The sequence below is a fragment of the Streptomyces sp. NPDC032940 genome (assembly GCF_040636935.1).
In the GTDB taxonomy this organism is placed as follows: domain Bacteria; phylum Actinomycetota; class Actinomycetes; order Streptomycetales; family Streptomycetaceae; genus Streptomyces.
In genome coordinates this window covers 61,665-81,808 of the sequence record NZ_JBEZVJ010000021.1, presented here as the reverse complement: position 1 = coordinate 81,808, position 20,144 = coordinate 61,665, and the positions used below count along the sequence as shown (strand labels likewise).

Below are 20,144 nucleotides of genomic sequence, written 5' to 3'. Positions count from 1 at the left end.
GCTTACGTGGTGACTGCGGGTGTACGGGTGGTCTGTTCGACCGCGGGTGGTACGGCGGGCCGGCCCACGGGGGACCGGCAGTCGTCGAAGCTCGCCCGGAGCCTGGTCATGAGCCGGGTGAGCTGGCCGACCTCCTCGTCGGACCAGTCGCTCAGGCGGTGGGCCAGCAGCTGGGTCGTCCGTTCGGACAGGTCGTCCAGCTGGGCCTGGCCCTCGGGCGTCAGGCGCAGGATGCGCGAGCGCTTGTCCGCCGGGTCCGGGGAGCGTTCGATCCAGCCCCGCTCGGCGATGTGGGCGACATGGCGGCTGGTCACCGACATGTCCACCGCGAGCAGCTCCGCGAGCTTGCTCATGCGCATGTCGCCATGGCGGCCCAGCAGCGTCAGTACGGCGGCCGATCCGCCGGGGCAGTCGGCCGGGAGGATCCGGCCCAGTTCCCGTTTCACGGCGCCGAAGGCGCTGAACTGGCGGATCAGCTCCTCGTACTGCGCCCTCTCGGCCATGCGCACCTCCCGCATTCGTTGCTTAGGGCAACCATAGGAGCGGTTGGTTGCTACAGGCAAATAAAAAGGGGCCCAGGGTCATAAAAAGTTGGCAAAGGCAAGTATTGCGATAGTAAACGCCCAGGTGGGCGGCGGTGACCTGGGACAACGGCTTGTCGGAGCCCCCCACTTGGGCCGGAACCGCGTATTCGCTAGTGTCTCGGCCCATGGCTAACAACCAGGGCCCCCAGGGCAACTACGACCCCGCAGGCAGCACCCAGATGTTCCGCGCGTTCGTCGACGAGGGCGCCCCCCAGGCCCGGCAGGCGGACCCCGTCGCCTCCTCGGGCCCCCGCATCGGCCTGATCGTCGGCGTCCTGGCCGCCGTGGTGGTCGTCGCGGCCGTTGCCTGGCTGGCGCTGAAGTAGCGGGCGGACCCCCTTACGACACGACCGCCGCGGCCCCCTGGAGGGTGCCGCGGCGGTCGTCGTGCCGTCACGGGGCGCCGCGGGCGGCGGCGCGGCGGTCTCAGTCCGAGATCAGGCCCTCGCGCAGCTGCGACAGGGTGCGGGTGAGCAGCCGCGAGACGTGCATCTGCGAGATGCCGACCTCCTCGCCGATCTGCGACTGGGTCATGTTGGCGAAGAAGCGCAGCATGATGATCCGCCGCTCCCGCGGCGGCAGCTTGGCCAGCAGCGGCTTCAGGGACTCGCGGTACTCCACGCCCTCCAGCGCCGTGTCCTCGTAGCCGAGCCGGTCCGCCAGCGAGCCCTCGCCGCCGTCGTCCTCCGGGGCCGGGGAGTCCAGCGAGGAGGCGGTGTACGCGTTGCCCACCGCGAGGCCGTCGACGACGTCCTCCTCGGACACGCCCAGCACGGCGGCCAGTTCGCCCACGGTCGGAGAGCGGTCCAGCTTCTGGGAGAGCTCGTCGCTGGCCTTGGTCAGCGCCAGGCGCAGCTCCTGGAGCCGGCGCGGGACGCGCACGGACCACGAGGTGTCCCGGAAGAACCGCTTGATCTCGCCCACGACCGTCGGCATCGCGAAGGTCGGGAACTCCACGCCCCGCTCGCAGTCGAAGCGGTCGATCGCCTTGATCAGGCCGATGGTGCCGACCTGGACGATGTCCTCCATCGGCTCGTTGCGGGAGCGGAAGCGGGCGGCGGCGTAGCGCACCAGCGGGAGGTTGAGCTCGATCAGGGTGTCCCGGACGTACGCGCGCTCCGGGCTGTCCTCGTCGAGGGCGGCGAGCCGCAGGAACAGGGAGCGGGACAGGGTGCGGGTGTCGATGTTCGTCGAGGCCGCCAGGGCGGGGGCTTCGGCTGCCGGGAGGGCCTGGGCCGGCACGGCGTCGAGGGTCGGGACGTCATCGATGGCGCCGAGCGCCTGGAGCGCGTCGGGCGCGGTCTCGCTCTCCGCGAGCGCGAGCACCTTCGAGCTGCCCTGGTCTGCGGACATGCCACCCCCTTTGGGTCGCGGGACGGTCGCGGCGGACGCTCCCACGGCGGGAACGCAGCCTTCACCTGAATTACCGGCGCCGGAGCCCCGGCAAACGCGTCTCCGGCAGAATGTCACATGTCGGCAACGCGCTGTAGTGACATGTCGACATGCGAGACGTGAAAACCCCCTGGAAACAGGGGGTATGACGGTCTGTCGGACGAAAACCGCCGCCAAAGACCCTGGTGAGCGATTCGCTCGTCCCGGTGACCGCTCGGTCGTGCTTTCGGTTGTGCGCCGGGTTGCGTATCCAGATTATGCGTCGATCCGGTTGGCGGACCTCAATCGCTGGAAACTACGCGCCAGTAGCCGCGACACGTGCATCTGCGAGACGCCGAGCTCCGCGCTGATCTGCGACTGGGTGAGATTGCTGTAGTAGCGCAGCAGCAGGATGCGCTGCTCCCGCTCCGGGAGCTGGACGAGCAGATGACGGACGAGGTCGCGGTGCTCGACGCCGTCCAGCGCGGGGTCCTCGTAGCCCAGCCGGTCGAGCAGCCCCGGCAGCCCGTCGCCCTCCTGCGCGGCCTCCAGCGAGGTGGCGTGGTACGACCGGCCGGCCTCGATGCAGGAGAGCACCTCGTCCTCGCCGATGCGCAGCCGCTCCGCGATCTCGGCCGTGGTCGGGGAGCGCCCGAAGGCGGTCGTCAGGTCCTCGGTCGCGCTGTTGACCTGCACCCACAGCTCGTGCAGGCGGCGCGGCACGTGCACGGTGCGCACGTTGTCGCGGAAGTAGCGCTTGATCTCGCCGACCACGGTGGGCATGGCGAAGGTCGGGAACTGTACGCCGCGGTCCGGGTCGAAGCGGTCGATGGCGTTGATGAGCCCGATGGTGCCGACCTGGACGACGTCCTCCATCGGCTCGTTGCGCGAGCGGAAGCGCCCGGCGGCGTAGCGGACCAGCGGGAGGTTGGCCTCGATGAGCGCCGCGCGCACGCGGTCGTGCTCCGGCGTGCCCGGCTCCAGTCCTTTGAGCTCCCCGAAGAGCACCTGGGTCAGGGCCCGGGTGTCGGCGCCCCGGCTGCGCTGCTGCGCTGCGGGCCGCGCGGGCGCCTCCTGGGCCTGTGCGGGGGGCGCGGGCGGTGCCTGAGGCGCAGTACTGGCCGGCACGGTCAACTCCACCTCGTGTCCGTCAACTCATCCGTCAACTCTCCGTCAAAAGCGGTCATAGCATCACAAGACATGCGCACGGTGTGCAAGCACCCCATAACGCCGTGTTGGGGACATTCGGGGCGGGCGGGGTGCGGTCGTCCCCGGACACGGACCAGCCCCCCGACGTTTCCGGCGGGGGGCTGGTCGGTGCGCGGTGCCTCAGAACTCGTAGTCGGCGATCACCCAGGTGGCGAACTCCCGCCACAGCGCGACGCCCGCCTGGTGCGCCGGGTGCTCGAGGTAGCGCTTCAGGGCGTCGGCGTCGTCCACGGCGGAGTTGATGGCGAAGTCGTAGGCGATCGGGCGGTCGCTGATGTTCCAGGCGCACTCCCAGAAGCGGAGCTCCTCGATCCGGCCGCCGAGGGCCCGGAAGGCCTCGACGCCCTTCACGACGCGCGGGTCGTCGCGCTCGACGCCCTCGTTCAGCTTGAACAGCACCAGGTGACGGATCATCACTTTCCTCCGTTGGCGGCCCAGGTCATGAAGTCCCCGACGGCTCCCGCGGCGTCGGAGATGCCCTGGAACCCGATCTGGACATAGTCGGCGGCCTTGGCCGGGTCCGTGATGATCACGTACAGCACGAAGACCACGAGCACGTAGACGGCGATCTTCTTCGCGTTCACCGCCACCGCGGCCTCCCCCTGGGACTTCCTCGGACTCTGCGCTACCGGCGGTGAGTGTAACTGTCCGCTCCCGTGTGCGATCAATGCCCCGTTTCGGCGGTGGGCCCCGGCGTCGCCCGGGAAAGGCGAAGGGCCCAGTCCTCGGACTGGGCCCTTCTGTGGCGGTAGCGGAGGGATTTGAACCCTCGGTGACTTGCGCCACACTCGCTTTCGAGGCGAGCTCCTTCGGCCGCTCGGACACGCTACCGAGAGAGACCTTACAGCACAGTGCGGCGTGGTTCGAAATCCATATCCCGCGGCCCCGCCGAGGGGGTCAGCGTTCGCGGAAGAAGTCGGTGAGCAGCAGGGCGCACTCCTCGGCGAGCACGCCCTCGATCACCTCGGGCCGGTGGTTGAGCCGCCGGTCGCGCAGCACGTCCCACAGGGAGCCGGCCGCGCCCGCCTTGTCGTCGCGGGCGCCGTAGACCACGCGGTCCACGCGGGACTGCACCAGTGCGCCCGCGCACATCGTGCACGGCTCCAGGGTGACGACGAGTGTGCAGCCGGTCAGCCGCCACCGGTCGCCGAGCCGCGCGGCGGCCCGCCGGACCGCCAGCACTTCCGCGTGGGCCGTCGGGTCGCCGGTGGCCTCGCGTTCGTTGTGCCCGGCCGCCAGCACGGTGGTGCCGTCCGGGGCCAGCACGACGGCGCCGACGGGAACGTCCCCGCCCCGGGCGGCCAGCCCGGCCTCGGCGAGGGCGAGCCGCATCGCGGGCCGCCACGGGTCGCGCACCGGGTCCGCCGCGGCCGGGCCGTACGCGGCGGGGTCCCGGTCCGGGGCCGGCGGCACCGGACCCGGACCCTCGTCGATCGGTGCGGTCAGCGGACCGCCTCCAGCACCTCGGAGACGCCGAGTGCCTCGGCGATCTCGCCGACCGCGTCCCCGGACAGCGACCGCAGCTCCTTCTCGCTGACGCCGAGGTCGTCGAGGACCTGGGCGTCACCGACCGGGCCGTGCGGCACGGAGGACTCGCCGGCGTCCGCGTCGTCGCCGTCGGCCTCGTCCTCGGGTTCGCCGTCCTCGGTGCCGTCGAGGTCGAGGGCGTCGAGGTCGGCGACGTCGTCACCGGGCTCCCGGCCGAGCAGCTCGTCGGTGAGGAGGATCTCGCCGTAGCTGCTGCGGGCGGCCGCGGCGGCGTCCGAGACGTAGATGCGCGGATCCTCCTCGCCGTCCACGCGGACGACGCCGAACCACGCGTCCTCCTGCTCGATCAGCACGAGCACCGTGTCCTCGTCGGGAGAGGCTTCCCGGGCCAGGTCGGTCAGATCCGACAGGGTCTCCACATCGTCGAGCTCCGTGTCGCTCGCTTCCCACCCGTCTTCGGTGCGCGCGAGCAGTGCGGTGAAGTACACCGTGACTCTCCCACTGGTCGTAGGCGTGCCGGTTGGGGGTCCCCCCGGCGGAGGTTGTGGGCGGGGCAAGCGGTCCTCCGAGCCCCACCCACTCGGAATCGTGGCAGAAACAAGGCTTTCGGGGGACGTCTTCGGCGCCCTGTGTCCCGCTGTTTTGATCGCGGGTCCGTGCGTACGTGTCCGTGCCGGACCCGGCGGCGCAGTACGTGCCGCCACTCGCGGATCGTACGCGGCTTTGCCCCGGGGCCGTGCACCCCCGTTCCCGTGCCGTCGGCGCGGCGCGCGATCTTCCCCCGACGGGCTCTGGAAAGGGACCCCGCGCTACCAGCGGAAGGTGCGCATGCGCATCGCGTGGCGCAGCCGGGCGGTCTTGGCGCGGCGCGGCTGGACGCGGTCCCGCAGCTCCCGGGCCTCCGCGAGGTCGCGCAGGAACTGGGCCCGGCGCCGTCGGCGCTCGGACTCCGCGTCCGGCCCCGGCCTGTGCTGCGTCCCCGTCCTTCGAGGCGTCCCCGGCTCCTCGCTCGGGGACGACGTGTCGCGTGTGTCCCGGTCAGGCACAGTCTCACCACCCAGCGTCCGTCCCTCCCACCTTCCCCCGGACGGACGGTTCGACGCCTGCGGGCGGGTGAAGGACCCGCCACGGACGCTTGCCCGCCCGCGGGGAGGCCGGGGAAGCCGGTGGGGGAAGCCGGTGGGACGGGGCCCGGTTACTGTGGGGGACATGCGTCTCCACGTCGTCGACCACCCCCTGGTCGCCCACAAGCTCACCACCCTGCGCGACCGGCGCACGGACTCCGCGACCTTCCGCCGCCTCGCCGACGAGCTGGTCACCCTGCTCGCCTACGAGGCCACGCGCGACGTGCGCACCGAACAGGTCGACATCCAGACGCCGGTGACACAGACCACCGGCGTCAAGCTCTCCCACCCGCGCCCGCTGGTGGTGCCGATCCTGCGGGCCGGCCTCGGCATGCTCGACGGCATGGTCCGGCTGCTGCCGACCGCCGAGGTGGGCTTCCTCGGCATGGTGCGTAACGAGGAGACGCTGCAGGCCTCCACCTACGCCACCCGCATGCCGGACGACCTCTCGGGACGCCAGGTGTACGTCCTGGACCCGATGCTGGCCACCGGCGGCACGCTGGTAGCGGCCATCCAGGAGCTGATCAAGCGCGGCGCCGACGACGTGACGGCCGTGGTGCTGCTGGCGGCGCCCGAGGGCGTCGAGGTGATGGAGCGCGAGCTGGCCGGCACCCCGGTGACGGTCGTGACGGCCTCGGTCGACGAACGCCTCAACGACCAGGGTTACATCGTGCCGGGCCTCGGCGACGCGGGCGACCGGATGTACGGAGCGGCCGAGTAGCGGCCCGACGTCACCGTACTGCTGCTCAGCAGTCCTTCTTCTCCGCGGCGGACGCCGGCTGCGGTGCGGCCATCCGGGTCAGCGCCGCGTCGGCGTCCGCTCGCGCCGCGAGCCCCTTGAAGCCGTCGCCGATGATCAGGTCCACGGTGGCGCCCTTGCGGGCCGCGTCGGTGCGGCGCTCGGCGGCCGGGAGCTGGGTGCCGAGCACGGGCAGCGAGCCCTTCAGGGCCGCGGCGGGCCCGAGCAGCACACCCGAGCCGGCGACCTTCTTGTCGAACTCCGCGGGCGCGTTGCTCACGTCGCCGATGCGGAAGCCGCGCTTCTTCAGCTCGTCGGCGGTCTGCTGGGCCAGGCCCTTGCGGGTCGTGGCGTTCAGGACGTTGACGGTGATCTGCGCCGGCTTCGGCACGGCCACGGCGGCCGGCGAGGCGCTGGCGCGGGCCGGGGCGGTCCGGCAGGCGGCGGCACCGGCCGCCGAGGCCTCGTCGCCGCCGGTGAAGACGTCGATGAGCTGCAGGGTGCCCCAGCCGAGGAGGCCGAGGACGGTGGCGCAGGCGACGCCGGCGAACGCGAGCCTGCCGCGTCGCCGGGCCGGGCGCATCCGCGGGTACTTGTCCCCCGTGATCTTGTACTGGCCGCCCATGCCAGGGGGAGTCAGCATGCTCATGGGCGCAGCGTAGTGCGCTTGGGCGGTGATGCCTATTAGATGATCAGTCGGTGTTCCGCGGTTCGGTGCAATGCAACCCGAAAGGGTCAAGCCGCGGCGTCGCGGGGCCGGGGCGGAGCTCGCCGGGGCCCGGTCAGTCGAGTTCGAGGACGCGCGCGTGCAGCACCTGACGCTGTTGCAGCGCGGCGCGGACCGCGCGGTGGAGGCCGTCTTCCAGATAGAGGTCGCCCTGCCACTTCACGACGTGCGCGAAGAGGTCGCCGTAGAACGTGGAGTCCTCGGCGAGGAGGGTTTCCAGGTCCAGTTGGCCCTTGGTCGTCACGAGCTGATCGAGGCGGACCGGGCGCGGCGCGACGTCCGCCCACTGCCGGGTGCTTTCCCGGCCGTGGTCGGGGTACGGCCGGCCGTTTCCGATGCGCTTGAAGATCACACGGAAAGCCTACCGGCCCGGGCGTCGCGGGCGCAGCCATGGCGGGGCAGTGCGGCGCCGGAAAGATGCCGTAAACGAGGGCAATCGGGAAGGCGGCCCGGGTGGGACGGCCGTGGGGGCGTCCCACCCGGGCGCGGTGACCGCGGACTCGCCGGTCAGTCACGCCTCTCTTCCCGCGCGGGCGGCCGCTGTTGGCGCGGGGTCCGCGGTCCGGGCTCGGGTCCCGTGGGCGTGCGGCGGGCGGCTTCGGCGCGCAGGAGGGCGCGCAGGACGGCGTAGGGGTCGTGGGGCATGGCTGTGCTCCTGAGGGTGCGTTCCGTGGGCGGGCCGGGGGACCGGTGCGGCGGTCCGGTCAGCAGCGCAGGACCACGGAGCGCGTGCCGCGCGGGGAGTGCGGCGGAGCGGGGGGTACCGGGCGGCCGTCGGCGCGGGCGGGCCCGGCGGTCCGGGGCAGGGGGGTCCTCCGGGGCGTCGGCAGGCGCCGGGCGAGCCGGTCGGGTGCCCTCGGGGCGGTGTCGAGGTGGTCGTACTCGGCGGCCGTGCCGCCCGCGCCGCCGGCTCCGCCGCTCTCGACGGCCGGCACCGGGGGCGGCGGCCCCGCCAGGGCCCGTGCGTGTGCGCAGGGCACGAGCAGGGCCAGCAGCAGGACGAGGGCCCGCACCCAGGCGTCGCGGTGCCCCGCGCGGGCGGCGTTGACGGGGCGGTCGGTGCGCCCGGCGCGGACGGTGCGAGCGGCACGGACCGGGCCGGCGGCGCTGACGGTGCGCCCGGCGTGGGCGGCGCCGACGGGGCGTGGGGTGCGTCGCGGGCTCGGGGAGGTGGGGGGCGGCATGGGCACGCAGCTCATGGCCGGGCTCGCGGTGCGGTGGCCCATGGCACCGGCGTGCGGTGGGGGCGGGTGGGGCGTGTCCGGACCGGCGGTGACGCGGTGTCCGGCGTGGCTCGGTGCGGTGGAGTGCGGTGCGGTGGAGTGCGGTGCGGTGGGGTGCGGCGCGGGTGTGCGGGGCGTGTACCGGATGGCCGTGCCGTGGCGACCGGTGCGGCTGGGGGCGCCGACGGGCGGTGCGGGCACACCCGGCGTGTCCCGGTGGCCGGCACGGCGCGTGGCCGGGGCGGGCGGCGCGGGGGCGTGCGGGTCGTGTCCCCGTCCGGCGTACGCCCTGCGGGGCGCGCCGGACGGTGGGGTGTGCCGTTCACACGGTGTGCGGGATCTGGCGGGCCCGGCCGCGGATGCCGAAGGCCGTGACGATCTCGACCACGCCGACGACCACGAGCCACCAGCCGCCCAGCAGGGTGAGGACGGCGACCGACTCGACCGGCGAGACGATCAGGACGATGCCGGCGAACACCGTGACGATGCCGAGGAAGAGGTGCCAGCCGCGCGCGGGCATCGCCGGGTCGTGGGCGGCGGCCACGGTCTGGGTGATGCCGCGGAACAGCCAGCCGACGCCGATCCACAGCGCGAGCAGCAGCACCGACTGGAGCAGGCCGCGGAAGCAGAACAGGCCCAGCAGGATCGACACGGCGCCGCTGATGAAGGCGAGGACGCGCAGCGAGGTCCTGCTGTGGGTGCCGAAGGCGGACGCGAGTTGCAGGACGCCGCTGACGACGAGGTAGAGGCCGAACAGCACCCCGGCGACCCGCAGGGAGGCGCCCGGCCAGACCAGGACGAGCACGCCGAGCACCAGCGAGGCGATCCCGGTGAGCAGGACCGCCTGCCAGGCGGTGCGGGACAGGGTGTGCAGGGGCCCTTCGAAGGGCGGCTCGGGCTCGTACCCGCCGGGCGGGCGGGTGTGCGTCCCGTGCCGGGCGTGGACCCCCCGGTCGTCGTACGACGGGCCCCCGGGGGAGCCGTTCGGTGGCTCGGTCATGGTCCATGCTGAAATCGGCCGCGGCGGTCCCGCCACCCGGAGCGGTCCACCGGACTGACCCGGCGGGCGGACGGGCGCCGCCCGACGGACCCGTCCGTCACTCGCCGGCGGCCTTCGCGGCCTTCGCCGCCGCCTTCATCTCCTGCTTGTGCGCACGCACCTTGGTCAGCGACTCGGGGCCGGTGATGTCGGCGACCGAGCGGAACGACTTGGGCTCCCCGTAGGCCCCCGCCGCCTCCCGCCAGCCCTCGGGACGGACGCCGAGCTGCTTGCCCAGCAGGGCCAGGAAGATCTGGGCCTTCTGCTTGCCGAAGCCGGGCAGCTCCTGGAGCCGCTTCAGCAGCTCCTTGCCGGTGCCGACGCCCCGCCAGACCGCCTCGGCGTCACCGTCGTAGGTCTCGACGAGGTACCGGCACAGCTGCTGGATGCGGCCCGCCATGGAGCCGGGGTAGCGGTGCACGGCGGGCTTCTCGGAGAGCAGGGCCGCGAACGCCTCGGGGTCGTACGCGGCGATGTCGTGGGCGTCCAGGTCCTCGGCGTTCATGCGGCGGGCGATGGTCGACGGGCCCTTGAACGCCCACTCCATGGGGACTTGCTGGTCCAGCAGCATGCCGACCAGCGCGGCGAGCGGGCTGCGGCCGAGGAGTTCGTCGGCCTCGGGGTCCTGGGCGAGGTGAAGAGTGACGTCCATGCCCCGATGATCGCCTGTGCGGGCTCAGGTCGCGCGCCAGTACCCCAGCGCGTTCACCCGCTGCCTGGGCACGCCCAGGTCCTTGCGGACGTGGCCGGCCAGGGCCCGGGTCGTCGCCGTGTCGCAGGCGATCCAGACATACGGCTCGGAGGTCTCGCGGAGCAGTCCGGGCAGCGCGTCCTTCACCTCGGCGACCAGGTGGGCGCCCTCGTCGCGGCGCGGGACCGTGCGGATCTCGTGCCGCGACGGGTCGGTGCGCAGTGGCAGGCCCTCGGTCTCGCCCTCGAACCAGATGGTCGCCGGGACCGTGTCCAGCGCGTCCAGGAGCGAGTTCAGGGCCGGCAGGGAGGCCGGGTCGGCGACGGCGAAGAGGCGCGTGGGCGCCGGGTCGGGGTCCTGGAAGCCGGTGCCCTGGACCGTCGCCTCGATGGTGTCGCCGGGCTTCGCGGCCCGCGCCCAGTCGCTGGCGCACCCCTCGTGCAGGGCGAACTCCATGCCGAAGGTGCCGGTCGCCGGGTCCGGGTCGACCAGCGTGTACGCCCGCTGGTGCGGTTTGCCCGCGTTGTCGAACCAGAGGCGCACCCACATCGTGGGGTGGACGCCGGTCGCCGCCAGCAGGCCGCCGTCGGACAGGCGCAGCCGCCGGAAGTGCGGGGTGACGTCCTCGGCGTCCGTCACGGTGAACTCGAAGTCCTTGGCGCGCATCAGCTTGAGGACCGCGCCCTCCCAACCCCGCCCCTGCCCCATGGGTCGCTCACCTTTCACGTACGATTCCGCCACGACGTCTGACTTAGGTGAGCCTAACCTAAAGGAAAGTAGAGGCACAGGGGTGAGCGCCGAGACCTACCGCGATGCCTGGGGGATCCCGCATCTGCGCGCGGACAGCGCGGGCGAGCTCGCCCGCGCCCAGGGCCGCGTGACCGCACACGACCGGGCCTGGCAGCTCGAGGTGGAGCGGCACCGCGCCCAGGGCACCTCGGCAGCCTTCCTCGGGGCCGAGGCGCTGCCCTGGGACCGCTTCGTGCGCCGGGCCCGGCTGGCCGACACCGCCCGCCGCTGCTTCGCGGCCCTGGAGGATCGGGACCCGGAGACGGCCGCGTGGGTGCGGGCGTACGTCGACGGCGTGAACGAGTCGCTCGCGCGGGACGAGCCCGCCCCCGAGTTCGCGGCGGCCGGCCTCGCCCCCGGCCGCTGGGAGCCCTGGACCCCGCTCGCCGTCTGGCTCGCCACCCACATCCTCTTCGCCGGCTTCCCCGCCAAGCTCTGGCGCGAGCACATCGCCGGACACCTCGGCCCGGACGCCGTCGCCCTGTTCGCCGCCGACGGGCCCGGCACCGCGGGCAGCAACGGCTGGCTGGTGAGCGGCGAACGGACCGTCACCGGACACGCGGTCATCGCCGGCGACCCGCACCGCTACATCGAGGACCCCGGCGTCTACCAGCAGATCCACCTGTCCTGCCCGGAGTTCGACGTCGTCGGCCTCGCCGTGCCCGGCGTCCCAGGCATCGCCCACTTCGGTCACACCGGCACGGTCGCCTGGGCCATCACCAACGCCATGGCCGACTACCAGGACCTGTACCGCGAGCGGCTGCGCCGCACCGGCGCCGGCGTCGAGGCGCTCGGCCCGGACGGCGCCTGGCACCGGGCCGCCCGGCACACCGAGCTGATCGAGGTCGCGGGCGAGGAGACCGTCGAGGTCGAGGTCATCGAGACCGACCGCGGCCCGGTGATCGCCGGCGGACCCGAGGGCCTGGACGACGGCACCCAGGTCGCCCTGGCCCTGCGCCACCCGCCCCGCGTCACCGCCGAGCTGGGCTTCTCCGCCCTGCTGCCGCTGCTGCGGGCCCGCCGGACCACCGACGTGGACCGGGCCCTGGACGCGTGGGTCGAACCGGTCAACGTCGTGCAGGCCGCCGACACCGAGGGCGGGCTGCTGCACCGGGTCGCGGGCCGGGTGCCGGTGCGGGCCGCCGCCAACGGCCTGGGCCCGGTGCCCGCCTGGGAGCCCGGCCACGCATGGCGGGGCTGGCACGAGACGCCCCGTGCCGGGCTCACCGACGGCGTCGCCGTGATGGCCAACCAGCGCGGCCCGGCCGCCCCCCTCGGCGTCGAGTTCGCCCCGCCGCACCGCGCCGAGCGCATCGCCGCCCTGCTCGCCGCCAGGGACCGCTGGTCGGCCGACGGCATGCCCGCCATCCACACCGACACCCACCTCGCCTCCTCCGCCCCGCTCCTCGACCTGCTGGCCACCCTGGACGCCCTCACGCCCGAGGCCGCCGCCCTGCGCGAGCGTCTCCTCGCCTGGGACCGCCGCATGGACGCCGGCAGCAGCGACGCCGCGGCCTACGCGGCCGTGCGCGGCGCGCTCGTACGGCACCTGGCGGCCCACCCGGCCCTCGCCGTGGCCGCCGTCCCGCCCGCGTACCCCGAGGTGCTCCTGCCCTGGCTCGCGCTCGTGCCGCGCGTCGCCTACGCCCTCGAACACCTGCTGCGCGCCGAGGACCTGTACGGCATCGACCGCGCCGCCACCGCCCGCGCCGCCCTGGAGGAGGTGGCCGCGCAGCAGCCCTCGGGCACCTGGGGCGACGTCCACCGCCTCGCCCCCTGGCGGGCCCTGCCGGACGCCGCCCGCGAGGAGCCCGGCCTCTCCGGCGACCACGACTGCGTGCTGTGCACCTCCGCCGTCCCCGGCCTCACCGACCGCGCCGCCCGCGGCCCCGCCGCCCGGTACGTCTGGGACCTGGCCGACCGTCAGGACAGCCGCTGGGTGGTCCCCCACGGCGCCTCGGGCCGGCCCGGATCGCCCCACCACCACGACCAGCAGCCCCTGTGGCTCGCGGGGGAACTCGCTCCGGTGGTCACCGACTTCGACCGGCTCGTGAAGGAGACCGATGTCTGACCCGTACCTCTCCCGTACCCCCGTCCACGAGCAGGTGATCGACGGCTTCGGCACCGTCCGCGTCCTGCCCGTCGACCCTGACGCCGACGCCGGGGTGATCCACGGCTGGGTCAGCGAGGAGCGGGCCGCCTTCTGGGGCATGAACGGCCTCACGCCCGGTCAGGTCGCCGATGTCTACGCCCACATGGCCGGTCTCGACACCCACCACGCCTTCCTGGTGGTCAAGGACGGCGAGCCCGTCGCGCTGTTCCAGACCTACGAACCCGGGGCCGACCGGGTGAGCGAGTGCTACGACGTCGAACCCGGCGACATCGGCGTCCACCTGCTGCTCGCCCCCAGCGGGACGGCCGGCCCGCGGCACGGCTGGACCGCCGCACTGACCGGGGCCCTCGTGGCCTACGTCCTGCTGGGGCTGGACCGCCGCCGGATCGTGGTCGACCCGGACGTGCGCAACGTCAAGGCCGTCGGCCGCTTCCTCCGGCAGGGCTTCACCGCCGGACCCGAGGTCCTGCTGCCGGAGATCGACCTCCCGGAGGTGCACCTGCCCGAGAAGAAGGCGCAACTCGCCTTCCTGCGCCGGGAGGTAGCCTTCCCGGAGTGACCCCGGTGACCCCAGAGGACCTCGTCGCGCACTACGGGCTGGAGCCGATCCCGAAGGAGGGCGGCCTGTTCCGGCGGACCTGGGCCGGACCCCAGGGCCCGGACGGCCGCCCCTCGGGCTCGGCCATCGTCGCCCTGCTGACCGCCCGCCCGGGCGACTTCTCCGCCCTGCACCGCCTGCCCGCCGACGAGGTCTGGCACTTCTACCTCGGCGACCCGCTGGAGCTGCTGCTCCTCGGTCCGGACGGCGGCACACGCACGGCGGTCCTCGGCCCGGACGTCCTGGGCGGGCAGCACGTGCAGTTCACCGTCCCCGCCGGGACCTGGATGGGCGGCAGGGTGACGGCGGGCGGCGGGTGGACCCTGTTCGGCTGCACGATGGCGCCCGGATTCACCTACGGGGACTACGAACACGGCGACGCGGACCTCCTCACGGCGCGCTATCCGGCCGAGGCCGCGCGGATCGTGGAACTGTGCCGGCCATGAATCTCCTCGACGGTCAGGTCGCCCTGGTCACGGGCGCGGGCGGCGGCATCGGCCGGGGCATCGCGCTGCGGTTCGCCGAGGAGGGCGCGGCCGTCGCGGTGCACTGCCGCACGGCGGTGGGACCGGCGCGGGACGTGGCCGGGCGGATCCGGGACCACGGCGGCCGGGCGGTGGTGCTGCGGGCCGGCCTCACCGACGAGGACGCCTGCCGGCGCCTGGTCGAGGACGCCGCCGACTGGGGCGGCGGACGGCTCACCGCGCTGGTCAACAACGCGGGCGTGCAGCCGGTGCGCGAGTTGCCCGGAATGACGGCCGCCGAGTGGCGGGCGGTGGTGGACACCAACCTCACCGGCGTCTTCGCCTGCACGCAGGCCGCGGCCCGGATCATGCGGGCCCAGGACGGCGGGGGCACGGTCACCCACATCGCCTCCGTCGAGGCCGGTGCCCCCGCCCCCGGCCACGCGCACTACAGCGCCTCCAAGGCCGCGGTCGTGATGCACGCCCGTGCGGCGGCCCTGGAATACGGCCCGTGGGGCGTCAGGGTCAACTCCGTCTCGCCGGGCCTCATCGACCGGGACGGACTGGAGGAGGCCTGGCCGGAGGGCGTACGCCGGTGGCGGCGGGCGGCGCCCACCGGACGGCTGGGGCGCCCGGAGGACGTCGGCGACGCGTGCGTGTTCCTCGCCTCGCGGCTGGCGTCCTGGATCACGGGCCACGACCTGGTCGTGGACGGCGGGGTCACGGCACGCCCGACGTGGTGAGGACGGATCCGACCCCGCGGTGAGCACGACGCCCGCCACGCCCGTACGTATCCCCGAGGCGGCGGGTTCCGGGGCGACGGAGATGTGACGTGAGGCGTGGCGGTGCTGGTGGTGCGGCCGGGGCGGGATACACGGGATGTGCGGCAAAGGGCCCCCGCCGGTTCCGGACACGGCCGGGGGCGCGGGGAGCCGTGCTGCTGGCGGCCCTGCTGGTCCTCATCCTCCTCGGCGGTGCCGGTCCGGCGTCAGCCCACGCCGCGCTCCGCTCCACCGACCCCGGCGACGGCGCCGTCCTCCGGCGGGCCCCCGGCACCGTCACCCTGACCTTCACCGAGTCCGTCGGCCTGCGCGACGACTCCTTCCGCGTCCTCGACCCCGGCGGCCACCGCGTGCGCACCGAGGACGCCGGGCACGCGGACGGCCGCTCCGACACGGCCCGCGTCACCCTGCCGGGCAAGCTCGCCGAGGGCACCTACACCGTGGCCTGGCGGGTGGTGTCGGCCGACAGCCACCCCGTCTCCGGCGCCTTCACCTTCTCCGTCGGCAAGCCCTCGTCGACCGCGGCCGCGATCGCCGCCGGGCCCACCGAGGACCCGCTCACCACCACCCTCCACCGGATCGCCCGCTACCTCGCCCACCTCGCCGCCGCCCTGCTCATCGGCACGGCCGCCTTCGTCGCCCTGTGCCGCCCGCCGGACCCCGCCGCGCTGCGCCGCCCGCTGGTGGCGGGCTGGTGGACGCTGCTGGCGGCCACCGTGGCGCTGCTGGTGCTGCGCGCCCCGTACGAGGCGGGGACCGGCCCCGCGACGGCCCTGGACGCCGCCGCCCTCGGCGACACCGTCACCGGCCGCCCCGGCGTGCTGCTGCTGACCCGGCTGGCGCTGCTCGTGCCCACCGCGCTCTTCCTCGCCCGCGCGTCCCGCCGCCGCGAGCACGGCCCCCTCACCATCGCGACGGGCACCGCCCTGGCCGCCGGCCTGGCCCTGACCTGGGCCGCCGCCGAGCACGCGGCCGCCGGCCCGCAGGTGCCCCTGGCGGTGACGTCCTCCGTACTGCACCTGCTGGCCATGGCCGTCTGGCTCGGCGGCCTCGTGGCCCTGCTCACCACGCTGCGCGGCTCCCCGGACGCCGCCACGGTCGCCCGCTTCTCCCGCACCGCCCTCGCCTGCGTGACCGTCCTGGCCGTCACCGGCGTCTACCAGTCCTGGCGCGGCCTCGGTTCCTGGCCGGCGCTGACCGGGACGACGTACGGGCGGCTGCTGCTGGCCAAGCTGGCCGGGGTGTGCGTCCTGCTGGCGGTGGCGGCGGTGTCGCGACGGTGGACGGGCGCGCTGGTGGCGACGGAGGCGGCGAGGACATCCGTACGGGAGCGGGAGATCCTCGTTCCGGCGGGCGCCGCGGCGGCACCCGCGGGAACGTCCGCGGGGCTGCCCGTTGGCCCGTCCGCAGGGGACGGGCCCGAGCCCGCCGACGAGGCCACCGCCCACCGCCGGGGCCTGCGCCGGTCCGTCCTGGCCGAGGCCGTCGTCGCGGGCGTCGTCCTCGTGCTGACGACCCTGCTCACCAGCACCCCGCCGGGCCGCGCGGAGACCGGGGCGGCGCGCTCGGCACCGGCGGGCGGGGTGCTGCCGGCGTCCGTCACCACGATCCCCTTCGACACGGGCGCCTCCGGCGGCCGGGGCACGGTCCAGATCACCCTGGACCCCGGCCGGACCGGCGACAACGCGGTGCAGGCCATCGTCTTCGGCCCCGACCAGAGCCTGGCCGCGGTCCCCGAACTCCGCCTCTCCTTCACCCTCCCCGACCAGGACATCGGCCCGATCTCCGCCGAACTGGTCGACCGGGGCGGCTACTGGAGCGCCAACTCCCTGACCCTCCCCCTCCCGGGCACCTGGACCATGAAGGCGACGGTCCGCGTCACGGAGGTGGACCAGGTGAGCGAGACGAGGCGGATCCGGGTCCTGCCCTGAGCGGAGAGGCCGTCGCTCAGGCCACCCGCAGCCCGGGGTCGGCGGAGCTCAGCCGTTCCCGCACGGCCGCCGCCTTCTCCCGGCTGTCGCTCAGGGAGTACGCGTTCCGCAGCCCCTTCCAGGCGCGGCCCAGTGCGGAGGAGCCGGCCGCGACCAGCTGGACCTCGCGGCCGTCCGTCCGGTCGGTGACGTAGATCTGCACCAGCCAGCCGCCGAGCGCCGTCTTGAGCGACGCGTAGGCCTGGAAGTCGGCGTTCCGCGCGAAGGGGTCGTCGCCTCCCGGGACGGTGCCGAACTCGACCTTCCGGGAGAGCTGGAGCGTCGAGCCGAAGATCTCCTTGATCGCCTCGACGCTGAGAGTGGTGTGCAGATGCAGAACGTCCTCGGCCATGTGCGGTCCCGTCCCCTGATTGGTGTCCCGGCGTGATGTGCTCGGCAGCGTGGCACGCGACCGGCCGGCGCGGGGCCGATGGACGGAGAACGACCACCCGGCCGCCAGAAGTCAGCCGGTTCCCGCCCGCTCACGACGCCGAAGGGCACTTTTGTGACGTACGGCATGAGCGGAAGAGGGGGGAGAGAGGGGGACGGGGGCCGGGGGCCGGGGACAACGTCGAAGGGCCCCACCGCGAACGGTGGGGCCCTTCGACATCGTGCCCGGTGAGGCACTGGCGGAGGATACGAGATTCGAACTCGTGAGGGGTTGCCCCCAACACGCTTTCCAAGCGTGCGCCCTAGGCCTCTAGGCGAATCCTCCGCGGCAAACATTACATGACGCCGGAGAGTGCTTGCGAACTCGTTCTCGGGGCCACCCATCGGGTAACCTGTGGCGCAGCCCCTCACGCGGCGCTATCTGACTGAACTCCCCCAGGGCCGGAAGGCAGCAAGGGTAGGTCGGCTCTGGCGGGTGCGTGGGGGGCGCTTGCGTTCTGCGGGCGGTCCGGTTGTCGGTGGGCGCCTATAACCTCGTATGCGTGTCGTCTCTCGCGCTCTACCGCCGTTACCGCCCGGAGTCCTTCGCCGAGGTCATCGGGCAGGGGCATGTCACCGACCCGCTGCAGCAGGCGCTGCGGAACAACCGGGTCAACCACGCGTACCTGTTCAGCGGTCCGCGCGGATGCGGCAAGACGACCAGCGCGCGCATCCTGGCCCGCTGCCTGAACTGCGAGCAGGGGCCGACGCCGACGCCGTGCGGCGAGTGCCAGTCCTGCCGCGACCTCGCGCGGAACGGGCCGGGTTCGATCGACGTCATCGAGATCGACGCCGCGTCGCACGGTGGTGTGGACGACGCCCGTGACCTGCGGGAGAAGGCCTTCTTCGGGCCCGCTCACAGCCGGTACAAGATCTACATCATCGACGAGGCCCACATGGTCTCCCCGCAGGGCTTCAACGCCTTGCTGAAGGTCGTCGAGGAGCCCCCGGAGCATCTGAAGTTCATCTTCGCGACCACCGAGCCCGAGAAGGTCATCGGGACCATCCGGTCGCGGACCCACCACTACCCGTTCCGGCTCGTGCCGCCCGGCACCCTGCGCGACTATCTCGCCGAGGTGTGCGGCAAGGAGAACATCCCCGTCGAGGACGGCGTGCTGCCGCTGGTGGTGCGGGCGGGCGCCGGTTCCGTGCGTGACTCCATGTCCGTCATGGACCAGCTCCTCGCTGGCGCCGGCCCTGAGGGTGTGACGTACGACATGACGACCGCCCTCCTCGGCTACACGGACGGTTCGCTGCTCGACTCCGTCGTCGAGGCGTTCGCCTCGGGGGAGGGCTCGGCCGCGTTCGAGGTCGTGGACCGGGTGATCGAGAGCGGCAACGACCCGCGGCGTTTCGTCACCGACCTCCTGGAGCGGCTGCGCGACCTCGTCATCCTCGCCGCTGTGCCCGACGCCGCGGAGAAGGGGCTGATCGACGCCCCCGCCGACGTTCTCGAGCGGATGCAGGCCCAGGCGCGCTCGTTCGGCGCGGCCGAGCTGAGCCGTGCCGCCGACCTCGTCAACGAGGGCCTCACCGAGATGCGCGGCGCCCACTCGCCCCGCCTCCAGCTGGAGCTGATCTGCGCGCGCGTGCTGCTGCCCGCCGCGTACGGCGACGAGCGGTCGGTGATGGCCCGGCTGGACCGGATCGAGCGCGGGGTGCAGTTCTCGGCGGGTGCCGGAGCGCCCGCCATGGAGTACGTGCCCGGGCCCGAGGCGCATGCCGGTCCCCCCAGTGCCGTGAGCCCGGCGCCCGCCGCGCCGGTCCCGCCGGGCGGCGGTCCGGCCGCGGCCCGTGCGGCGGTCCGGGGGTCCGGTGCCGGGGAGGGTGCCCCGGCTTCGGCGCCGGGTGCCGGTGCCGCTCCTACGCCCCCTTCCGCTCCTACGTCCCCTTCCGCGCCTGCGCCTACTCCCGCGCCCGGCGGTGGGCAGCCGTCGGCGCCTGCCCCTGCCGCCGCGCCGGGCGCCTGGCCCACCGCGGCGCCCGCGGGTGGCGGGCGGCGGCCCGGCGGCTGGCCCACGGCGGCACCGGCGGGCGGCGGACAGCCCCAGGCGTCGGCCGGCCGGCCCCCGGCCCCGCCCGCGCCGGCCCCCGCCGCGACGCCCGCAGCCCCGGTCCCGTCGCCGGTGCCGAGCGGCGGGCCCGACCCGCGCTCGCTGTGGCCGAACATCCTGGAGGCGGTCAAGAACCGCCGCCGCTTCACCTGGATCCTGCTCAGCCAGAACGCCCAGGTGACCGGCTTCGACGGCACCACCCTCCAGATCGGCTTCGTCAACGCCGGAGCCCGCGACAACTTCCTGAGCAGCGGCAGCGAGGACGTGCTGCGACAGGCCCTCGCCGAGCAGTTCAACGTGCAGTGGAAGGTCGACGCGGTCGTCGACCCCTCCGGCGGCTCGGCACCCCCGCCCTCCACCGGCCCGTCCGGCGGTTACGGAGGCGGTGGCTACGGCGGCCCGGCCGGCGGCGCGCCCGCGCAGCGTCCGGCGGCCCCGGCACCCGCCGAGCCGTCGCCCCGGGGCGACGGCCCGTCCGCGGCGTCCCCCGCGCACGGCTCGACGGCATCGGCGTCCGCCCCGGCCGCCCCCGCCGCCCGGCCCACGGCCCCCGAGCCGCCGCCCCCGGTCTCCCCGGAGGACGACATCCCAGAGGACGACGACCCCGACCTCGACGAGTCGGCCCTCTCCGGCAAGGACCTGCTCGTACGGGAGCTGGGGGCGACGGTGGTGGAGGAGATCGCGAACGAGTAGGCGCCCGCGCCCGCTCGCGCGGCGTCCGCACTGGAGGAACGCACAAGCCCTCCCGGC

Annotated in this window: 24 protein-coding genes, 2 tRNA genes and 1 other RNA gene; 9 read left to right on the top strand and 18 right to left on the bottom strand. The window is 74.1% G+C overall.

Going from position 1 to position 20,144, the window contains the following annotated elements; translation table 11 throughout:
• Nucleotides 1-2: 2 nt before the first annotated feature.
• On the bottom strand, nucleotides 3-503 hold the full coding sequence (locus AB0E77_RS23705; protein ID WP_361573713.1) for a MarR family transcriptional regulator: 501 nt from the start codon (nucleotides 501-503) through the stop codon (nucleotides 3-5).
• A gap of 206 nt (nucleotides 504-709) precedes the next feature.
• Between AB0E77_RS23705 and AB0E77_RS23700 the strand changes: the two genes are divergently transcribed.
• Nucleotides 710-910, top strand: coding sequence for a hypothetical protein (locus AB0E77_RS23700; RefSeq protein WP_361573711.1), 201 nt, complete (start codon nucleotides 710-712; stop codon nucleotides 908-910).
• Between the two features lie 100 nt (nucleotides 911-1,010).
• Here AB0E77_RS23700 and AB0E77_RS23695 read toward each other — a convergent pair whose 3' ends face one another.
• The 8 genes from AB0E77_RS23695 to AB0E77_RS23660 form a co-directional block, all read right to left on the bottom strand.
• Complete coding sequence (locus AB0E77_RS23695; RefSeq protein WP_361573709.1) at nucleotides 1,011-1,937, bottom strand: RNA polymerase sigma factor SigF; 927 nt, start codon at nucleotides 1,935-1,937, stop codon at nucleotides 1,011-1,013.
• Nucleotides 1,938-2,231: 294 nt separating this feature from the next.
• The gene (locus AB0E77_RS23690; RefSeq protein ID WP_361573708.1) at nucleotides 2,232-3,083 is read right to left on the bottom strand and encodes an RNA polymerase sigma factor SigF; all 852 of its coding nucleotides are present in this window, start codon (nucleotides 3,081-3,083) and stop codon (nucleotides 2,232-2,234) included.
• A 201-nt stretch (nucleotides 3,084-3,284) separates the two neighbouring features.
• Nucleotides 3,285-3,578 carry a Dabb family protein gene (locus AB0E77_RS23685; RefSeq protein WP_361573706.1) on the bottom strand — a complete coding sequence of 98 codons (294 nt, stop codon included), beginning with the start codon at nucleotides 3,576-3,578 and terminating at the stop codon, nucleotides 3,285-3,287.
• A complete protein-coding gene (locus AB0E77_RS23680; RefSeq protein WP_077801305.1) occupies nucleotides 3,578-3,754 on the bottom strand; it encodes a hypothetical protein in 177 nt (58 codons plus the stop codon). Before AB0E77_RS23680 ends, AB0E77_RS23685 begins: the two co-directional genes overlap by 1 nt.
• Before the next feature lie 153 nt (nucleotides 3,755-3,907).
• Nucleotides 3,908-3,995: transfer RNA gene (locus AB0E77_RS23675), tRNA-Ser, on the bottom strand.
• 66 nt (nucleotides 3,996-4,061) lie between these two features.
• A complete protein-coding gene (gene tadA / locus AB0E77_RS23670; RefSeq protein WP_361573779.1) occupies nucleotides 4,062-4,496 on the bottom strand; it encodes a tRNA adenosine(34) deaminase TadA in 435 nt (144 codons plus the stop codon).
• Between the two features lie 110 nt (nucleotides 4,497-4,606).
• Entirely contained in the window at nucleotides 4,607-5,140 is a 534-nt protein-coding gene (locus AB0E77_RS23665) for a hypothetical protein (RefSeq protein WP_361573704.1), read from the bottom strand.
• Nucleotides 5,141-5,461: 321 nt separating this feature from the next.
• Nucleotides 5,462-5,698 carry a hypothetical protein gene (locus tag AB0E77_RS23660; RefSeq protein WP_361573702.1) on the bottom strand — a complete coding sequence of 79 codons (237 nt, stop codon included), beginning with the start codon at nucleotides 5,696-5,698 and terminating at the stop codon, nucleotides 5,462-5,464.
• A 163-nt stretch (nucleotides 5,699-5,861) separates the two neighbouring features.
• Here AB0E77_RS23660 and upp point away from each other — a divergent pair, with 163 nt between their 5' ends.
• The gene (upp, locus tag AB0E77_RS23655; protein WP_361573700.1) at nucleotides 5,862-6,497 is read left to right on the top strand and encodes a uracil phosphoribosyltransferase; all 636 of its coding nucleotides are present in this window, start codon (nucleotides 5,862-5,864) and stop codon (nucleotides 6,495-6,497) included.
• A 25-nt stretch (nucleotides 6,498-6,522) separates the two neighbouring features.
• Here the strand turns inward: upp and AB0E77_RS23650 are convergent, their stop codons facing one another.
• The 7 genes from AB0E77_RS23650 to AB0E77_RS23620 all read right to left on the bottom strand — a co-directional run bounded on the left by AB0E77_RS23650 (nucleotide 6,523) and on the right by AB0E77_RS23620 (nucleotide 10,903).
• Nucleotides 6,523-7,140, bottom strand: coding sequence for a LytR C-terminal domain-containing protein (locus AB0E77_RS23650; protein WP_361573777.1), 618 nt, complete (start codon nucleotides 7,138-7,140; stop codon nucleotides 6,523-6,525).
• 157 nt (nucleotides 7,141-7,297) lie between these two features.
• The gene (locus tag AB0E77_RS23645; protein WP_003999914.1) at nucleotides 7,298-7,594 is read right to left on the bottom strand and encodes a type II toxin-antitoxin system VapB family antitoxin; all 297 of its coding nucleotides are present in this window, start codon (nucleotides 7,592-7,594) and stop codon (nucleotides 7,298-7,300) included.
• 155 nt (nucleotides 7,595-7,749) lie between these two features.
• Entirely contained in the window at nucleotides 7,750-7,887 is a 138-nt protein-coding gene (locus AB0E77_RS23640) for a hypothetical protein (RefSeq protein WP_361573698.1), read from the bottom strand.
• Nucleotides 7,888-7,946: 59 nt separating this feature from the next.
• A complete protein-coding gene (locus tag AB0E77_RS23635; RefSeq protein ID WP_361573696.1) occupies nucleotides 7,947-8,666 on the bottom strand; it encodes a hypothetical protein in 720 nt (239 codons plus the stop codon).
• A gap of 121 nt (nucleotides 8,667-8,787) precedes the next feature.
• Nucleotides 8,788-9,465, bottom strand: coding sequence for an HdeD family acid-resistance protein (locus tag AB0E77_RS23630; protein ID WP_361573694.1), 678 nt, complete (start codon nucleotides 9,463-9,465; stop codon nucleotides 8,788-8,790).
• A gap of 97 nt (nucleotides 9,466-9,562) precedes the next feature.
• A complete protein-coding gene (locus tag AB0E77_RS23625) occupies nucleotides 9,563-10,156 on the bottom strand; it encodes an HhH-GPD-type base excision DNA repair protein (RefSeq protein ID WP_361573692.1) in 594 nt (197 codons plus the stop codon).
• A gap of 24 nt (nucleotides 10,157-10,180) precedes the next feature.
• Nucleotides 10,181-10,903, bottom strand: a complete 723-nt coding sequence (locus tag AB0E77_RS23620) for a siderophore-interacting protein (RefSeq protein WP_361573690.1) — start codon at nucleotides 10,901-10,903, stop codon at nucleotides 10,181-10,183.
• Nucleotides 10,904-10,985: 82 nt separating this feature from the next.
• Here AB0E77_RS23620 and AB0E77_RS23615 point away from each other — a divergent pair, with 82 nt between their 5' ends.
• From AB0E77_RS23615 to AB0E77_RS23595, 5 genes are all read left to right on the top strand, one after another.
• Nucleotides 10,986-13,055, top strand: coding sequence for a penicillin acylase family protein (locus tag AB0E77_RS23615; protein WP_361573688.1), 2,070 nt, complete (start codon nucleotides 10,986-10,988; stop codon nucleotides 13,053-13,055).
• Entirely contained in the window at nucleotides 13,048-13,656 is a 609-nt protein-coding gene (locus AB0E77_RS23610) for a GNAT family N-acetyltransferase (RefSeq protein ID WP_361573686.1), read from the top strand. Before AB0E77_RS23615 ends, AB0E77_RS23610 begins: the two co-directional genes overlap by 8 nt.
• 5 nt (nucleotides 13,657-13,661) lie before the next feature.
• The gene (locus AB0E77_RS23605) at nucleotides 13,662-14,141 is read left to right on the top strand and encodes a cupin domain-containing protein (protein WP_361573684.1); all 480 of its coding nucleotides are present in this window, start codon (nucleotides 13,662-13,664) and stop codon (nucleotides 14,139-14,141) included.
• Complete coding sequence (locus tag AB0E77_RS23600; protein WP_361573682.1) at nucleotides 14,138-14,902, top strand: SDR family NAD(P)-dependent oxidoreductase; 765 nt, start codon at nucleotides 14,138-14,140, stop codon at nucleotides 14,900-14,902. Before AB0E77_RS23605 ends, AB0E77_RS23600 begins: the two co-directional genes overlap by 4 nt.
• A 191-nt stretch (nucleotides 14,903-15,093) precedes the next feature.
• Nucleotides 15,094-16,872: a copper resistance protein CopC gene (locus tag AB0E77_RS23595; RefSeq protein ID WP_361573680.1), complete on the top strand. Its 1,779-nt coding sequence runs from the start codon at nucleotides 15,094-15,096 to the stop codon at nucleotides 16,870-16,872.
• 16 nt (nucleotides 16,873-16,888) lie between these two features.
• Here the strand turns inward: AB0E77_RS23595 and AB0E77_RS23590 are convergent, their stop codons facing one another.
• Nucleotides 16,889-17,263 (bottom strand): hypothetical protein, encoded by a 375-nt coding sequence (locus AB0E77_RS23590; protein ID WP_361573678.1) that lies wholly within the window; start codon nucleotides 17,261-17,263, stop codon nucleotides 16,889-16,891.
• 275 nt (nucleotides 17,264-17,538) lie between these two features.
• Nucleotides 17,539-17,626: transfer RNA gene (locus AB0E77_RS23585), tRNA-Ser, on the bottom strand.
• Between the two features lie 73 nt (nucleotides 17,627-17,699).
• Between AB0E77_RS23585 and ffs the strand changes: the two genes are divergently transcribed.
• Both ffs and AB0E77_RS23575 read left to right on the top strand, forming a co-directional pair.
• An RNA gene (gene ffs, locus AB0E77_RS23580) (signal recognition particle sRNA small type) lies at nucleotides 17,700-17,798 on the top strand.
• A 45-nt stretch (nucleotides 17,799-17,843) separates the two neighbouring features.
• Nucleotides 17,844-20,087 carry a DNA polymerase III subunit gamma and tau gene (locus AB0E77_RS23575; RefSeq protein ID WP_361573676.1) on the top strand — a complete coding sequence of 748 codons (2,244 nt, stop codon included), beginning with the start codon at nucleotides 17,844-17,846 and terminating at the stop codon, nucleotides 20,085-20,087.
• The last annotated feature ends 57 nt before the right edge of the window (nucleotides 20,088-20,144 follow it).

Excerpts from the sequence above, each read along its gene's own strand:
- AB0E77_RS23705 (WP_361573713.1), bottom strand. The coding sequence starts at position 503 with ATGGCCGAGAGGGCGCAGTACGAGGAGCTGATCCGCCAGTTCAGCGCC.
- AB0E77_RS23610 (WP_361573686.1), top strand. The coding sequence starts at position 13,048 with ATGTCTGACCCGTACCTCTCCCGTACCCCCGTCCACGAGCAGGTGATC.
- AB0E77_RS23625 (WP_361573692.1), bottom strand. The coding sequence starts at position 10,156 with ATGGACGTCACTCTTCACCTCGCCCAGGACCCCGAGGCCGACGAACTC.
- tadA (WP_361573779.1), bottom strand. The coding sequence starts at position 4,496 with ATGCGGCTCGCCCTCGCCGAGGCCGGGCTGGCCGCCCGGGGCGGGGAC.
- AB0E77_RS23700 (WP_361573711.1), top strand. The coding sequence starts at position 710 with ATGGCTAACAACCAGGGCCCCCAGGGCAACTACGACCCCGCAGGCAGC.
- upp (WP_361573700.1), top strand. The coding sequence starts at position 5,862 with ATGCGTCTCCACGTCGTCGACCACCCCCTGGTCGCCCACAAGCTCACC.
- AB0E77_RS23695 (WP_361573709.1), bottom strand. The coding sequence starts at position 1,937 with ATGTCCGCAGACCAGGGCAGCTCGAAGGTGCTCGCGCTCGCGGAGAGC.
- AB0E77_RS23600 (WP_361573682.1), top strand. The coding sequence starts at position 14,138 with ATGAATCTCCTCGACGGTCAGGTCGCCCTGGTCACGGGCGCGGGCGGC.
- AB0E77_RS23640 (WP_361573698.1), bottom strand. The coding sequence starts at position 7,887 with ATGCCCCACGACCCCTACGCCGTCCTGCGCGCCCTCCTGCGCGCCGAA.
- AB0E77_RS23590 (WP_361573678.1), bottom strand. The coding sequence starts at position 17,263 with ATGGCCGAGGACGTTCTGCATCTGCACACCACTCTCAGCGTCGAGGCG.
- AB0E77_RS23620 (WP_361573690.1), bottom strand. The coding sequence starts at position 10,903 with ATGGGGCAGGGGCGGGGTTGGGAGGGCGCGGTCCTCAAGCTGATGCGC.
- AB0E77_RS23685 (WP_361573706.1), bottom strand. The coding sequence starts at position 3,578 with ATGATCCGTCACCTGGTGCTGTTCAAGCTGAACGAGGGCGTCGAGCGC.
- AB0E77_RS23630 (WP_361573694.1), bottom strand. The coding sequence starts at position 9,465 with ATGACCGAGCCACCGAACGGCTCCCCCGGGGGCCCGTCGTACGACGAC.
- AB0E77_RS23650 (WP_361573777.1), bottom strand. The coding sequence starts at position 7,140 with ATGGGCGGCCAGTACAAGATCACGGGGGACAAGTACCCGCGGATGCGC.